The sequence below is a fragment of the Ramlibacter agri genome (assembly GCF_012927085.1).
GTDB lineage: Bacteria > Pseudomonadota > Gammaproteobacteria > Burkholderiales > Burkholderiaceae_C > Ramlibacter > Ramlibacter agri.
Genome location: NZ_JABBFX010000001.1, coordinates 1,259,188 through 1,273,656, shown reverse-complemented (window position 1 = coordinate 1,273,656; position 14,469 = coordinate 1,259,188). Strand labels below are relative to the sequence as shown.

General features: G+C 70.0%; 12 protein-coding genes and 1 pseudogene. All 13 read left to right on the top strand.

All coding sequences use genetic code 11. The annotated features are described in order from the left end of the window. The first annotated feature begins 241 nt into the window (after positions 1 to 241). The gene (locus tag HHL11_RS06130; RefSeq protein WP_205964213.1) at positions 242 to 1,021 is read left to right on the top strand and encodes an alpha/beta fold hydrolase; all 780 of its coding nucleotides are present in this window, start codon (positions 242 to 244) and stop codon (positions 1,019 to 1,021) included. 15 nt (positions 1,022 to 1,036) lie between these two features. Continuing rightward, positions 1,037 to 2,335, top strand: coding sequence for a metal-dependent hydrolase family protein (locus HHL11_RS06125; protein ID WP_169417535.1), 1,299 nt, complete (start codon positions 1,037 to 1,039; stop codon positions 2,333 to 2,335). 10 nt (positions 2,336 to 2,345) lie between these two features. Continuing rightward, positions 2,346 to 3,629 (top strand): metal-dependent hydrolase family protein, encoded by a 1,284-nt coding sequence (locus HHL11_RS06120; RefSeq protein WP_169417534.1) that lies wholly within the window; start codon positions 2,346 to 2,348, stop codon positions 3,627 to 3,629. Then, complete coding sequence (locus HHL11_RS06115; protein ID WP_169417533.1) at positions 3,626 to 4,570, top strand: branched-chain amino acid ABC transporter permease; 945 nt, start codon at positions 3,626 to 3,628, stop codon at positions 4,568 to 4,570. Before HHL11_RS06120 ends, HHL11_RS06115 begins: the two co-directional genes overlap by 4 nt. Then, positions 4,567 to 5,685 carry a branched-chain amino acid ABC transporter permease gene (locus HHL11_RS06110; protein ID WP_205964212.1) on the top strand — a complete coding sequence of 373 codons (1,119 nt, stop codon included), beginning with the start codon at positions 4,567 to 4,569 and terminating at the stop codon, positions 5,683 to 5,685. The genes HHL11_RS06115 and HHL11_RS06110 overlap by 4 nt, the downstream gene beginning before the upstream one ends. Before the next feature lie 29 nt (positions 5,686 to 5,714). After that, complete coding sequence (locus tag HHL11_RS06105) at positions 5,715 to 6,935, top strand: ABC transporter substrate-binding protein (RefSeq protein ID WP_205964211.1); 1,221 nt, start codon at positions 5,715 to 5,717, stop codon at positions 6,933 to 6,935. A 21-nt stretch (positions 6,936 to 6,956) separates the two neighbouring features. Then, positions 6,957 to 7,772, top strand: coding sequence for an ABC transporter ATP-binding protein (locus HHL11_RS06100; protein ID WP_169417532.1), 816 nt, complete (start codon positions 6,957 to 6,959; stop codon positions 7,770 to 7,772). After that, positions 7,772 to 8,233, top strand: a pseudogene (locus tag HHL11_RS34600) (ABC transporter ATP-binding protein); the annotation flags it as partial. The gene HHL11_RS06100 and the pseudogene HHL11_RS34600, both read left to right, overlap by 1 nt. A gap of 471 nt (positions 8,234 to 8,704) precedes the next feature. Beyond that, positions 8,705 to 9,961 (top strand): Tm-1-like ATP-binding domain-containing protein, encoded by a 1,257-nt coding sequence (locus tag HHL11_RS06095; protein WP_342593240.1) that lies wholly within the window; start codon positions 8,705 to 8,707, stop codon positions 9,959 to 9,961. Positions 9,962 to 9,979: 18 nt separating this feature from the next. After that, a complete protein-coding gene (locus tag HHL11_RS06090; RefSeq protein WP_169417530.1) occupies positions 9,980 to 10,810 on the top strand; it encodes a phosphoenolpyruvate hydrolase family protein in 831 nt (276 codons plus the stop codon). Positions 10,811 to 10,825: 15 nt separating this feature from the next. Further along, positions 10,826 to 12,553 (top strand): flotillin family protein, encoded by a 1,728-nt coding sequence (locus HHL11_RS06085; protein ID WP_169417529.1) that lies wholly within the window; start codon positions 10,826 to 10,828, stop codon positions 12,551 to 12,553. Between the two features lie 3 nt (positions 12,554 to 12,556). Then, positions 12,557 to 13,000: an SRPBCC family protein gene (locus tag HHL11_RS06080; RefSeq protein ID WP_169417528.1), complete on the top strand. Its 444-nt coding sequence runs from the start codon at positions 12,557 to 12,559 to the stop codon at positions 12,998 to 13,000. Further along, positions 13,000 to 14,457, top strand: coding sequence for an SRPBCC family protein (locus HHL11_RS06075; RefSeq protein WP_169417527.1), 1,458 nt, complete (start codon positions 13,000 to 13,002; stop codon positions 14,455 to 14,457). Before HHL11_RS06080 ends, HHL11_RS06075 begins: the two co-directional genes overlap by 1 nt. Positions 14,458 to 14,469 lie beyond the last annotated feature (12 nt).

The window sequence follows — 14,469 nt, the reverse complement described above, 5'->3', positions numbered from 1 at the left end:
TGCATGGTGCCCGAAGGGCGTTGCGGGTCAAGGTGGCTTGTGCCTATCATGGCCTCCCCGTTTTGAGACGCAAGTCTCATATTGGTCTTGGCGTCTCACGCCAGTGCCACGACGGGGCGGTCTGTGGTTCAACGCGATGGAGGAGACACCATGCGCATGGCAACCCGGCTTTCCTGCGGCTCGCTGCGAGCCGCCCGCGCCCTGGGCGCGGCGCCTCCCTGAGGCCGCAGTGCTCCACGTCATGGACCGGATCGCCGTCGAGGAAGACGGCGAAGGCGACGCCATCCTCTGCCTGCACGGGCTGGGTGGCGACTCGAACACCTGGGCGGCGCTGATGCCCGCCCTGGCCGGCTACCGCGTGATCCGGCCGGACCTGCCGGGCAGCGGCCGCTCCGCGGGCGCCGGCGGCGCGCTCAGCATCGAGAAGCTCGCGGACACCGCGCGCGACATCTGCACGAAGCTGGGCGTCGGCCGCGCGCACGTGCTGGGCCACTCGATGGGCACGATCGTCGCCCAGCACCTGGCAGCCGCGCAGCCCCACCTGGTGCGCAGCCTCGCGCTGTTCGGCCCGCTGGTCGCGCCCAACGAAACAGCGCGCGCCGGCATCCGCGCCCGCGGCGCCAAGGCACGCGGCGAAGGCCTGCGCGGCATGCACGACATCGCGATCTCGCTCGTACAAGCTGCGACCGCCGCCGACACGCGCCAGCGCCAACCGGTGGCCGCTGCCTTCGTGCGCGAGAGCCTGATGCGGCAAGACCCCGAAGGCTACGCGCGCAACTGCGAGGCGCTTGCCGCCTGCCTGCCAGCCGCCGTGGAGCGCATCGCCGCGCCCGTGCTACTGGTCACGGGCGACGAAGACGCCGTCGCCCCGCCGCAAGCCGTGCGCAACATGGCCGAGCGGCTGGTGCAGGCCAAGAGCCTGCGCACCGTCATCCTGAACCGCTGCGGCCACTGGACGCCCATCGAACGCGCCGAAGACTGCGCGCGCGAGCTGCGCGCCTTCCTGGCGGCCCAGCGCTGAACCGAGGACAACCCCATGGCCGACGTGCTGTTCACCAACGCGCGCATCTTCGACGGCTCCGGCGCCCAGCCCTTCCGCGGCGAGGTGCTGGTGCAGGGCAAGCGCATCAGCCGCGTCACGCCTGCCACCGGCGGCGTGCGCACCGCGCCCGTGGGCGGCGTGACCGTGGTCGACGCGGCCGGCGCCTTCCTCATGCCCGGCATGGTGGAGGCGCACACGCATTTCGCCTGGAACGACCAGCCCAGCCTGGACGCCATCCAGCGCATGCCGCCCGAGGAACACATCCTGTGGTGCGCGCAGGTCGCCGAGCGCTACCTCGACATGGGCTGGACCTCCTGCGTCGGCGCCGCCACGGCCAAGCCGCGGCTGGACGTGGTGATCCGCAACGCCATCAACGACGGCACGATCATCGGCCCGCGCTACCTGGCCGCCAGCCAGGAGATCACGGTGCCGGGCGGCCTGGGCGACACCACGCAGCCGCACCTGCCGCAGCCCGAGTTCGCCTTCGGCGCCATCGTCAGCGGCTGCGAGGACATGCGCCGCTGCGTGCGGGTGTTCTGCAAGTACGGCGTGGACTCGCTGAAGATCAACCTCTCCGGCGAATCCATCACCGGCATGCCCAGCGAGGCCTCGCAGTTCACCGAAGCGGAGGTCGCCACCTGCGTGGAAGAAGCCAAGGCCTGGGGCAAGCGGGTCGCGGCCCATGCACGCTCCACGCAGTCCATCAAGCGCTGCGTCCACCACGGCATCGAGGTCATCTACCACGCCAGCTTCGCCGACGAGGAAGCGCTGGACCTGCTGGAGGAGCACAAGAAAGAGCACTTCATCGCGCCCGGCCTGGCCTGGCTGATCAACACCTGCCACCACGCCGGCGAATACGGCATCACGCCGCAGGTCGCGCGCGGCATGGGCTACTTCCGCGAACTGGAAGCGGCGATCGAGACGATGAAGGCGCTGCGCCGGCGCGACGTGCGCATCCTGCCGGGCGGCGACTACGGCTTCGCCTGGACGCCGCACGGCACCAACGCCAAGGACCTGGAGTACTTCGTCCAGCACGTGGGCATGTCGACGATGGAAGCGCTGCTCTCGGCCACGGCCTGGGGCGCGCCCATGATGAAGCTGAAGAACCAGATCGGCCAGGTCCGGGAAGGCTGCCTGGCCGACCTGCTGCTGGTCGACGGCGACCCGCTGGAGGACATCGCCGTGCTGCAGGACAAGCGCCGGCTGCTGGCCGTGATGAAGGACGGCGAATTCCACCGCGCCCCGCCGCTGCGGCGCGACGCGCACACCCAACACACCCGCTGGGCAGCCTGAGGAGAGCGGCATGGAAAGCGTCCTGTTCACCAACGTCCGCATCCTCGAAGGCCCGGTCCATGCCACCCCTTACCTGGGCAGCGTGCTGGTCGAGGGCAATCGCATCAAGCGCGTCAGCCGCTCCGTGGCGTCGGTCGCGTCTGGCGCCACGACCGTGATCGACGGCGCCGGCGCCACCTTGATGCCGGGCATGTGCGAGGCCCACACGCATTTCTCCTGGAACGACGCCGCCACGCTCTCCGGCATCCAGCGCATGCCACTGGAGGAACACGTGCTGTGGTGCGCGAAGGTCGCGAAGCGCTATCTCGAAGCCGGCTTCACGTCCTGCGTCGGCGCCGCCTGCGCCAAGCCGCGGCTGGACGTGGTGATCCGCAACGCCATCAACAGCGGCCAGATCCCCGGCCCGCGCTACCTGGCTGCCAGCCAGGAGATCACGGTGCCCGGCGGGCTGGGCGACGAGACCCTGCCCCACCTGCCCTTCCCCGAGTTCAGCTTCGGCGTCAACGTCAACAGCGCCGACGAGATGCGCAAGGCCGTGCGCCTGTTCCTGAAGTACGGCGTCGACTCGATCAAGCTCAATCTCTCGGGCGACAACTTCACGCCCGACTCGCCGGCCGAAACCACCTGGATGAGCGACGCCGAAGTGGCCGCCGCCATGGACGAAGTGCGGGTGCGCGGCAAGCGCGGCACGGCGCACGCGCGGTCGGCGGCCTCGGTGAAGCAGGCGCTGCGGCACGGCATCGACGTCATCTACCACGCCAGCTACACCGACGAGGAAACATTGGACATGCTGGAAGCCGCCAAGGGCCGCGTGTTCGTGGCGCCGGGCATCGCCATCATCTACGCGATGCTGCACGAGGCCGAGGCCTACGGCATCACGCACGCGAAGGCCGCCGAGATGGGCTACGAGCGCGAATGGGAAGCGGCCATCGTGTCGCTGCGCGCCATGCACCGGCGCGGCATCCGCGTGCTGCCCGGCGGCGACTACGGCTTCGCGATGACGCCGCACTGCCAGAACGCGCGCGACCTCGAGTTCTTCGTCAAGTACCTGGGCATGACGCCGGCCGAGGCGATCCGCAGCACCACGGTGTACGGCGGCCAGATCATGATGCGCGGCGAGGAACTGGGCCAGGTGAAGGAAGGCCAGCTGGCCGACCTGCTGCTGGTGGACGGCGACCCGCTCGCCAGCATCGCGATCCTGCGCGACCCCAAGCGCCTCCTGGCCGTCATGAAGGACGGCGTGTTCGCCAAGCGGCCCGAGGCCGAAGAGTCGCTGTTCAGGCGGGCCGCATGAGCCGCAACCAGAAGCTCGCCACCTGGCTCGTGTTGGGCCTGCCCATCGCGGCGCTGTCGCTGTGGGCCATCGCCGACAACGCCAGGCTTTACTTCACCACCCTGCTCAATTCACTGACCCTGGCCTCGCTGTACTTCCTGGTCGCCAGCGGCTTCACGCTGGTGTTCGGGCTGATGCGCAACGTCAACCTCGCGCACGGCTCGCTCTACCTGTTCGGCGCCTACGTGGGCTGGATGGTGGGCGAGCAGACCGGCTCCTGGGTGCTGGCGGTGGTGGCCGGCTTCCTGTCGGCCGCGGTGGTCGGCCTGCTGCTGCAGGTCGTCATCTTCCGCCACATGCAGGGCCAGGACCTGCGCCAGACGCTCGTCACCATCGGCATCGCGATCGTGCTGGCGGACCTGATGCTGTGGATCTGGGGTGCGGAGATCTACACCTTCGACCCGCCGGCGTGGATCTACGGTTCCACCGCGCTGCCGCTGGTGGAGAAGTTCCCGACCTACCGCATCGCGGTGCTGGTGGGCGCCATCGCCATCGGCCTGGGGCTGTGGTGGTTCCTGGCGCGCACCCGGGTCGGCATGATGATCCGCGCCGGCGTCGACGACCGCGGCATGCTGGCCGCCTCCGGCATCAACGTGCAGCTGGTGTTCGCGGTCACCTTCGCCATCGGCGCCGGCATGGCGGGGCTGGCTGGCGTGGTCGGCGGCAGCGCGCTGTCGATCTCGCCGGGCGAGGACACGCGCTACCTGCTGGCCTCGCTGGTGGTGGTGATCGTCGGCGGCATGGGCAGCGTCGGCGGCGCCGCCATCGGCGCGCTGCTGATCGGGCTGGCGGAACAGTTCGGGCTGGCCTACGCGCCGACCTACAGCGTCGTGTTCACCTTCGTGATCATGGTGCTGGCGCTGGCTTTCCGGCCGCGCGGGATCATGGGGAGGCCGGCATGAGCGCCGCGCAATGGCGAAACGCGATGAACTCCGGCGCCGCGTCGGCGCGTCCGGCGCCGCTTGCGACCCCGGTGGCCGAGCCGCTGGCGCACGGCGAACTGCCCTCGTGGCTGCAGCGCCTGGGCCGGCACATCGGTGTCCGCCATGTCGTGGTGCTCCTCGCGCTGCTGCTCTACCCCGCGGTCGCCAACTCCTTCTTCACTTTCCAGATCGGCGCGCAATCGCTGGCCCTGGGCCTGGTCGCGCTGTCGCTCACCTTCCTGGGCGGCTACGGCGGCATGGTGTCGCTGGCGCAGATGACGGTGGCCGGGCTCGCCGGCTACCTGGTGGCCATCTTCGGCAGCAGCAGCCTCGCCGCCATCAGCCTGGGCTGGCCGTGGTGGCTGGCGGTGGCCTTCGCGATCGTGCTCGCCACCTTGTTCGCCACCGCCGTGGGCTGGCTCTCGGTGCGCACCGAAGGCATCTACACCATCATGATCACGCTGGCGATCGGCGTGGCCTTCTTCTACCTGGCGCAGCAGAACTACACACTGTTCAACGGCTTCCAGGGCTTCAACAAGATCTTCCCGCCCAAGGTGCTGGGCATCGACTTCCGCGCAGCCACGCCCTTCTACTACCTCACGCTGGCCTGTGCGCTGGCCGGCTATTTCTTCGTCAAGCTGCTGGTCCGCGCGCCCTTCGGCGTGGCGCTGCAGGGCGTGCGCGACAACCCGCGGCGCATGCATTCGCTGGGCTTCAACGTCACGGCGCATCGCGTCGCGGCCTACGCCGTCGCGGGCCTGCTGGCCGCCGTCGGCGGCGTGCTGCTGGTCTGGTACAACAACCGCATCTCGCCCGGCTCCATGAACACCGGCGCGATGATCAACATCCTCGTCATCGCCGTCCTCGGCGGCATGAACCGGCCGATCGGCGCCTTCGTCGGCGCGCTGGTCTTCGTCCTCCTGCAGAACTTCGCCATCGACCTGGTGAGCCGCGAGCGCTTCAACCTGGTGATCGGCGGCGTGTTCCTCGCCATCGTCCTGTTTTCCCCCAACGGCCTGGTCGGCATCTGGACGCAGCTTCGCGCGCGCCTGGGCGCCAGGAAGGCCATCCACACCCCAAGGAGACAGCAGTGAAGACCGGAAGAAAAATCTTGGTTCGCTCGATGCTGGCGGCTGCGACTGCAGCAGCCTTCACGGGAGCGGCCTGGGCCCAGGAGACCTTGAAGATCGGCCTGCTGGCCACGCTGGAGGGGCCGTTCGCGGCGCCCGGGCAGGACAGCATGCGCGGCGCCGACCTCGCGCTGAAGCAGAAGAACGGCATGGCCGGCGGCAAGAAGGTCGAGTTCATCAAGGCCTCGTCCGACGCCACGCCGGACAAGGCGGTGGCCGCCACGCGCAAGCTGGTCGAACAGGACCACACGCCCATCGTCATCGGCCCGCTGTCCGGCGACGAGGGCATCGCGGTCAAGAACTACGCCAAGACGCAGCCGAACACCACCTTCGTCAACGGCTCGTCCGGCGCACAGGCGGCGACCTGGGGCGACCCGGCGCCCAACTTCTACCGCTTCAACACCGAAGGTGCGCAGTGGATGGTGGGCCTGGGCGAGCACGCGCTGGCCAAGGGCTACAAGCGCACCTTCCTGATCGCGGAGGACTACGGCTTCCCCTACTCGCAGGTGCAGGGCTTCATGGCCAGCTATTGCGCCAAGGGGGGCAAGGTGGTCGACAAGGCCTGGGTGCCGCTGGGCACCAAGGACTATTCCTCGGTCATCGCCCGCATCCCGAAGGACGTGGACGCGCTGCTGGTGGTGCTGGGCGGCTCGGACGCGGTGAACTTCCTGACCCAGTACGAACAGGCCGGCGGCAACAAGCCCATGATCGGCGGCTCCATCACCGTGGACCAGACGGTGCTGAACTACAAGGGCAAGCGCCGCGAGTCGCTGCTGGGCACCGCATCGGCCGGCCCGATGGCCGACTCCATCGACACGGCGGAGTGGAAGAAGTTCGTGGCCGACTACAAGGCCAACTTCAAGGACGGCTTCCCGAGCCCGTCGCTGTTCGCCTACCTGTACTACATCAACACCAAGGCGACGCTCGATGCGCTGGACGCGGTGAAGGGTGACCTTTCGAACGGCCAGAAGGCCTACCGCGACGCGCTGCAGAAGACCAACTTCAAGGGCCCGGCCGGCATCGTCAAGATCGACGAGAACCGCAATGGCGTGGGCACGACCTACATCACCGAGGTGGCGAAAGCGCCGGACGGCTCCTTCTACAACAAGGTGGTCAAGGTGGTGCCCGACATCACGCAGACACTGGGCCTGCCCAAGGAGCAGTTCATGAAGATGGGCCTGGGCTCGCGCGACGTTCCGGACTGCCGCAACTAGGGCGAAGGGCGGGACGGCACGATGGCCTCGATCACCTCCCTGCGCCCGCGCTCCGGTGCGGCGTTGCCGGCACCGGCCGCCGCCGCGCTGCTGTCCGACGACGCGCTGGTGCTGCGCGGGGTGAGCCGGGCCTTCGGCGCCGTCCGCGCCGTGGACGACGTTTCGCTGACGGTGGCCGCGGGCGAGAAGGTCGCCATCCTCGGCTCCAATGGCGCCGGCAAGACGACGCTGTTCAACGCGATCACCGGCGACTTCCCGGCCACCGCGGGCAGCATCCACTTCTTCGGCGAAGACATCACGGCGCTGCCGCCGCACGAGCGCATCCGCAAGGGCTTGCGGCGCACCTACCAGTCCTCGCTGCTGTTCCGCGAGCTGTCGGTGCGCGACAACCTGTTCCTCGCGGTGCGCGGCGTCGCCAGCGGCCGCTTCTCCTTCCTGCCGGCGCGGGCGCGCCACGCGTCGACCTTGGCCACGCAGGACCTGCTGGAACGCGTGCGCCTCTCGCACCTGGCCGACGAGCCGGTGTCGAGCCTGGCGCACGGCCAGCAGCGCCAGCTGGAGATCGGCATGGCGCTGGCCGGCGCGCCGCGGTTGATCCTGTTCGACGAACCGGCTGCCGGCCTGTCGCCGGCGGAGCGGCGCGAATTGGTGGCGCTGCTCGCCGCGCTGCCATCGCACATGAGCTACGTGCTGATCGAACACGACCTGGACATCGCGCTGCGCGTGGTGGAGCGCGTGATGGTCATGCACAACGGGCGCGTGCTGCGCGAAGGCACGCCGGCGGAGATCGAAGCCGACGCCCAGGTGCAGGCGATCTACATGGGAGGCAAGCACTGATGGCCGACCGTCCCCTGCTGGAAGTCCGGGGCCTGGACGTCTTCTACGGCCGCGCGCACGCCTTGCAGGGCGTGGGCTTCACCCTGGCGCGCGGCGTGCTGGGCCTGGTGGGCCGCAACGGCATGGGCAAGACCACGCTGTGCAACGCGATCACCGGCCTGGTCCCTGCCACAGGCAGCGTCAAGCTCGCGGGCGAGGAGATCCTGGGCCTGGCGCCGCACGCCATCACGCGGCGCGGCATCGCCTATGTGCCGCAAGGGCGGCGCATGTGGCCTTCGCTCACCGTCGACGAAACGCTGCGCCTGGTGGCGAAACACAAGCGGGAGATCGATCGCATCTACGCGATGTTCCCGCGCCTGGCCGAGCGCAAGGCCAACGGCGGCAGCCAGCTCTCGGGCGGCGAGCAGCAGATGCTGGCGATCGGCCGGGCACTGCTGCTGGAGCCGAAGCTGCTGGTGATGGACGAACCCACCGAAGGCCTGGCGCCGGTGATCGTGGAGCAGGTCGTGCAGGCGCTGCGCCAGTTGGCCGGCGAAAGCGGCATCGGCATCCTGCTGATCGAGCAGAACCTGGGCGTGGCCATCGAGGTGGCGGACCGCATCGGGGTGATGGTGAACGGGCGGATCGCGCAGGAGTTGCCGGCGCGGGAGCTGGGCGCGGATACGGGCTTGCAGGAGCGGCTGCTGGGCTTGCGAGCGAATGGGGAAGAGGAAGAGGTGCGCGCGCCGGAGCCGTCTGCGGAACCGGTGCGGATGTTCACGGTGCGGCGGGCGCATGCGGAAAGCGATGCGACGCCCTTGCCGCCGCCCCTGCGGGTGGTGGGTGGGGTCAATCGATGGAATGCAGGAACGGCGGACCTGGGCAGAGCAGATCAGGTGGCATCTGCTCCCGCAGCCAGTGCGCCCACGCCCGCGCCGCCGGCAAGCGCCGACATCCTCACGCTCCCCGTCGCCGCCAGCCTTCACGCCGCCGCCTACGTGGCAGGCACCTTCGACACCAAGGGCCGCGAGCTGATGTTCGTCAAGCAGTGCCTGGAGCGGCGCGGGCTGCGGGTGGTGACGGTGGATCTCTCGACGTCCGGAAGACCATCGTCAGCCAGCATCCACCCGCGCGAGGTCGCGCGGCATCATCCACAAGGCGAGCCCGCGGTGTTCAGCAAGGACCGCGGCACCGCCGTCACCGCGATGGCGCAGGCCTTCGAGCGCTTCGTGTTGACGAGGCGCGACCTCGGCGGCCTGGTCGGCGCGGGCGGCTCCGGCGGCACCTCGCTCGTCACGCAAGGCATGCGCGCGCTGCCGGTGGGCCTGCCCAAGGTGATGGTCTCCACCATGGCCTCGGGCGACACGCGCGGCTGGGTCGGACCCAGCGACATCTGCATGATGTACTCGGTCACCGACGTCTCCGGCCTCAACCGCATCAGCGAGCGCGTGCTGGCCAACGCGGCCCACGCCCTCGCCGGGATGATGGCGCACGCTGCCTCGCTGCCTGCGAGCGCCAGCAAGCCGGCGATCGGACTCACCATGTTCGGCGTCACCACGCCCTGCGTGCAGGCGCTGACGCGCATGCTGGCCGACGACTACGACTGCCTGGTGTTCCACGCCACCGGCGTGGGCGGCCAATCGATGGAGAAGCTGGCCGGCTCCGGCCTGCTGCAGGGCGTGATCGACGTGTCCACCACCGAGGTGGCCGACGAGATCGTCGGCGGCGTGCTCTCCGCCGGCCCCACACGCATGGACGTCTTCGCGCGCCACGCCCTGCCCTACGTGGGCTCCTGCGGCGCGCTGGACATGGTCAACTTCGGGTCCTGGGACTCCGTGCCCGAGCGCTTCCGCGCGCGCCGCCTGCACCGCCACAACGCCAGCGTCACCCTGATGCGGACGACGGCGGACGAGTGCCGCGCCATCGGCGAGTTCATCGCCCGCAAGCTCGATGCGATGCAGGGGCCAGTGCGCTTCCTGATCCCCGACGGTGGCGTGTCGCAGATCGACCGGCCCGGCCAGCCCTTCCACGACCCCGAGGCCGACCGCGTGCTGTTCGCGGCGATCGAAGCCAACTTCCGCGCCGGGCCCGACCGGCAACTGCGGCGCCTGCCGCTCCACATCAACGACGAGGCCTTCGCGCAGGCGCTGGCCTCCGCCTGGCACGAAGTGGCGGCGCCGCGGCAGCGTGCGCGCGGCGCGTCGGCCTGAACCGCGAAAGGACACGCCATGGCACGCATTCCCCGGGCGGAAATCCTGGACAGCCTGCGCAGCAAGGTGGAGGCCGGGCGGCCCATCGTGGGCGGCGGCGCCGGCACCGGCCTGTCGGCGAAATGCGAGGAGGCCGGCGGCCTGGACCTCATCGTCATCTACAACTCCGGCCGCTACCGCATGGCCGGGCGCGGCTCGCTGGCCGGCGTTCTCGCCTACGGCAACGCCAACGACATCGTCTGCGAAATGGCGCACGAGGTGCTGCCGGTCGTGAAGCGCACGCCGGTGCTCGCGGGTGTCAACGGCACCGATCCCTTCATGATCGCCGACGAGTTCCTGCAGCGCCTGATCGCGCTCGGCTTCTCGGGCGTGCAGAACTTTCCCACGGTGGGCCTGATCGACGGGATGTTCCGCGCCAATCTCGAAGAAACCGGCATGGGCTACGGCCTGGAGGTGGAGCTGATCGCGCGGGCCCATGCGCTGGATCTTCTGACCACGCCCTACGTCTTCGGCGAGGACGACGCGCGCGCCATGGCCCGCGCCGGCGCCGACGTGGTCGTCTGCCACATGGGGCTCACCACCGGCGGCAGCATAGGCGCCGACACGGCGCTCGCGCTCGAAGGCTGCGTGGAGCCGATCAACGCCTGGGCGGCCGCGGCGCGCGCCGTGAAGCCGGACGTGCTGGTGCTGTGCCACGGCGGGCCCATCGCGGAGCCGCAGGACGCGCAGTGGATCCTGTCGCAATGCCCCGGCTGCCACGGCTTCTACGGCGCCAGCTCGATGGAGCGCCTGCCGACCGAAGTGGCACTGACGGACACGGCCCGGCGCTTCGTCCAGATCACCCGATAAGACAAGGAGACAACCATGACCGGCGCCCAATTCGGCACCTTCCTCCTCGGCCTCGTCGTGGCCGCGATCGTCGTGGCCATCGCGGTGTGGCTGCTGCACTGGCTGTACCTGCGCAGCAGCAAGGAGCGGGCGTTCGTGCGCACGGGCCTGCGCGGCCAGCGCGTCGTCCTCGATGGCGGCGCCTTCGTCCTGCCCATCGTGCACGAGGTGATTCCGGTGAATATGAACACCTTGCGCCTGGAGGTCGCGCGCGGGCGCGACAAGGCGCTCATCACCAAGGACCGCATGCGCGTGGACGTGGTGGCAGAGTTCTACGTGCGCGTGGCGGCCGAACCTCAGGCCGTGGCGGCGGCAGCGCAGACGCTGGGCCTGCGCACGCTGGCGCCCGAGCAGCTGAAGGAATTGGTGGAAGGCAAGTTCGTCGACGCCCTGCGCACCGCGGCCGCCGAGATGACCATGGAGGAACTGCACGAAAAGCGCGGCGCCTTCGTGCGGCGCGTGCGCGAGTCGGTGGCGGAGGACCTGACCAAGAACGGCCTGGAGCTGGAATCGGCCTCGCTGACGCAACTGGACCAGACCGCCATGGAGTACTTCAACCCGAGCAACGCCTTCGACGCCGAGGGCCTCACCCGTCTCACCGAGCAGATCGAGCGGCGCAAGAAGCAGCGCAACGACGTGGAGCAGGACACGCTGGTCGCCATCCGCAACAAGAACCTCGAGGCCGAGAAGCTGTCGCTGGAGATCGACCGCGACAGCGAGTACGCGCGGCTGGCGCAGGAGCGCGAGGTGGAAGTCGCCCGCGCCCGCCAGCGCGCCGAGCTGGCCACCGAGCGGGCTGGGCGCGAGCAGGACGCCGAGACCGTGCAGATCGCGGCCAAGCAAGCCATCGAGGCCGCGCGCATCCGCAGCGAGCAGTCGCTGGAGGAAGAGCGCATCGCCCGCGAGAAGGCCTTGCAGGCCGCCGAGATCCTGCGCCGCCAGGCGATGGACCTCGCCGAGCAGCAGCGCGCGATCGCCGTGGCCCGCGAAAGCAAGAACCAGAGCGAAGCGCAGGCCGCGGCCGACGTTGCCCGCGCCGCGGCCGTGGCGGCCGAGGAGAAGGTGTTCACCACCCGCGAAGTGGAAGTCGCCGAGCGCCGCAAGGCGATCGAGCTGATCGCCGCCGCCCAGGCCGCCGAGCGCGAGGCTCTGCAGCTGACGCGCGCCGCCGAAGCCGAGAAGCTGGCCAGCGTGGACCGCGGCGAAGCGATCCGCCTGCAGGCGCAGGCCGATGCCGAAGCGGAGAAGATCAAGGCGCTGGCGGTCCGCGTGCGTTCGGAGGCCGAGGCCGAGGGACTGCGGTTGATGAACGAGGCGCATAACGTGCTCTCGCCCGAGGCGCGCGCTTCGGCACTGCGCCTGCGTGTGGTCGAAAAGGCCGAAGGCATCATCCGCGAATCGGTCAAGCCCATGGAGCGCATCGAAGGCATCAAGATCCTGCAGGTCGACGGCCTGCTGGGCGGCGGCAACGGCCTGGCGCCGATCGCCACGCAATCCAGCTTCGCCGACGGCGTGGTGAATTCGGCGCTGCGCTTCCGCGCGCAGGCGCCCATCGTCGACCAACTGCTCAAGGAGATCGGGCTGCAAGGCGGCGCCGACATCAACGGCCTGGTCGGCGGCGCGCTCGGCGTCTCGCAGGCGGTGGCTCCCGCGGGCGGCACGGTGCCGGCGATCCCGGTGCAGGACCCCGGCAAGAAGGCCTGAGGCATGGTCCGCGTCTACGTTTCCAGCGTCATCGACGCCGATGCGGCCGCCGTGTGGCAGCGCATCCGCGATTTCAACGCGCTGCCGCAGTGGCATCCCGGCATCGCCGACAGCCGCATCGAGAACGGCGAGCCGGCCGACAAGGTCGGCTGCGTGCGCAACTTCCACACGCGCGACGGCGGACGGATCCGCGAGCGCCTGCTGGCGCTTTCGGACTTCGACTACAGCTGCAGCTACGCCATCCTCGAAAGCCCGATGGGTGTGGAGAACTACACGGCCACGCTGAAGCTCACGCCGGTGACGGATGGCGGGCGCACCTTCGCCGAGTGGAGCGCCGAGTTCGACTGCGAGCCACGGCGCGAACAGGAGCTGTCGGACCAGATCGGCGGCAACGTGTTCCAGGGCGGCTTCTCGGCGCTGAAGCGCCACTTCGGGTCGCGCCGCTGATGCTGCAGAAGGTCGTGCGCTCCGCGATCATCGACGCGCCGATCGCGCGCGTGTGGGAGGTGCTGCGCGACTTCAACAGCCACGACCAGTGGCACGACGTCGTCGATCGCAGCCGCATCGAGCACGGCGAGCCTTCCTCGCGCGTGGGCTGCGTGCGCAGCTTCACGCTGAAGGACGGCAACCGCATCCGCGAGCAGTTGCTGGGGCTGTCCGACAGCGAGTGGAAGTCGACCTACTGCATCCTCGAAGCGACCGTGCCGCTGCATCGCTATGTCGCGACGGTCACCCTGAAGCCGGTGACGGATGGCGACCGCACCTTCTGGCATTGGGAGTCGAGCTTCGAGGCGCCGCCAGGTCGCGAGGCGGAACTGCGCCAGATGGTGGCCGAAGGCGTGTACGAAGCCGGCTTCGCCAACCTGCGCCGCTTCCTCTCCCTTGGCCACCCACCCCTCGTCATCCCCGCGCAGGCGGGGACCCAGGGCCTCCCCGCGCGCGAAGTGCGCCTGTCCCGCTATGGCGGTCCGCAGGAACTGGAAGCCGTTCCCTGCACCGCAGCGTCGCCGGGGCAAGGCGAAGTCCGCATCTGCCAGTTGGCCATCGGCATCAACTTCCTCGACGTCTACCTGCGCCGCGGCTGGATCCCCGGCATGCTGCCGCTGCCCGGCGTGCTGGGCATGGAAGCCGCCGGAACCATCATCGACGTCGGCCCCGGCGTGGCCGGCCTGCTGCCCGGCGACCCCGTCGCCTATCTCTGCCCCGAGCCCGGCGCCTACCGCAGCATCCGCACGCTCGCGGCCCGGCACGTCGTGCGCCTGCCGCAGCAGGTGGACGCGGAAACCGCCGCGGCCTTGCTGCTGAAAGGCATCACGGCCGATTACCTGTTGCGCGACCTGGGGCGCATCCGCCCCGGCACACGCCTGCTGGTGCACGCGGCCGCGGGCGGCGTGGGCTCGCTGCTGTGCGCCTGGGCCGCGCGCCTGCGCGCCACCGTGGTGGGCACCGTCTCCAGCGAGGCCAAGGCGCGCATCGCGCGGGAACAGGGCTGCGCGCACGTGATCGTCGCGCCCGACGGCAAGTTCGCCGACACGGTGCAGGCCTTGTGCGGCGGCGCGGACGTCATCGTCGACGGGCTCGGCGCTGCCGCCGTCGACGAGAACTTCGCCGCGGCCGCGCGCCGCTGCCACTGGATCAGCCTGGGCCAGGCCAGCGGGCCGCTGCCGCCACTGGACCCCGACCGCCTGCTGCACAAGTCCATGAGCTTCTCGCGCCCGGTGGTGTTCGACTACGTTGCCACGCCGGGCGAGTTGCAGGAGCGCGCCGACCGCGTGTGGCGCGCGCTGGAAGCCGGCGTGCTGCCAGCGCCGCGCATCGAGCGTTTCGCGCTCGCGGCCGCGCGTGACGCGCATGCAAAGCTCGAATCGCGCGCCAGCACCGGCTCGCTACTGCTGGTCCCCTGAAACGACGGAGCC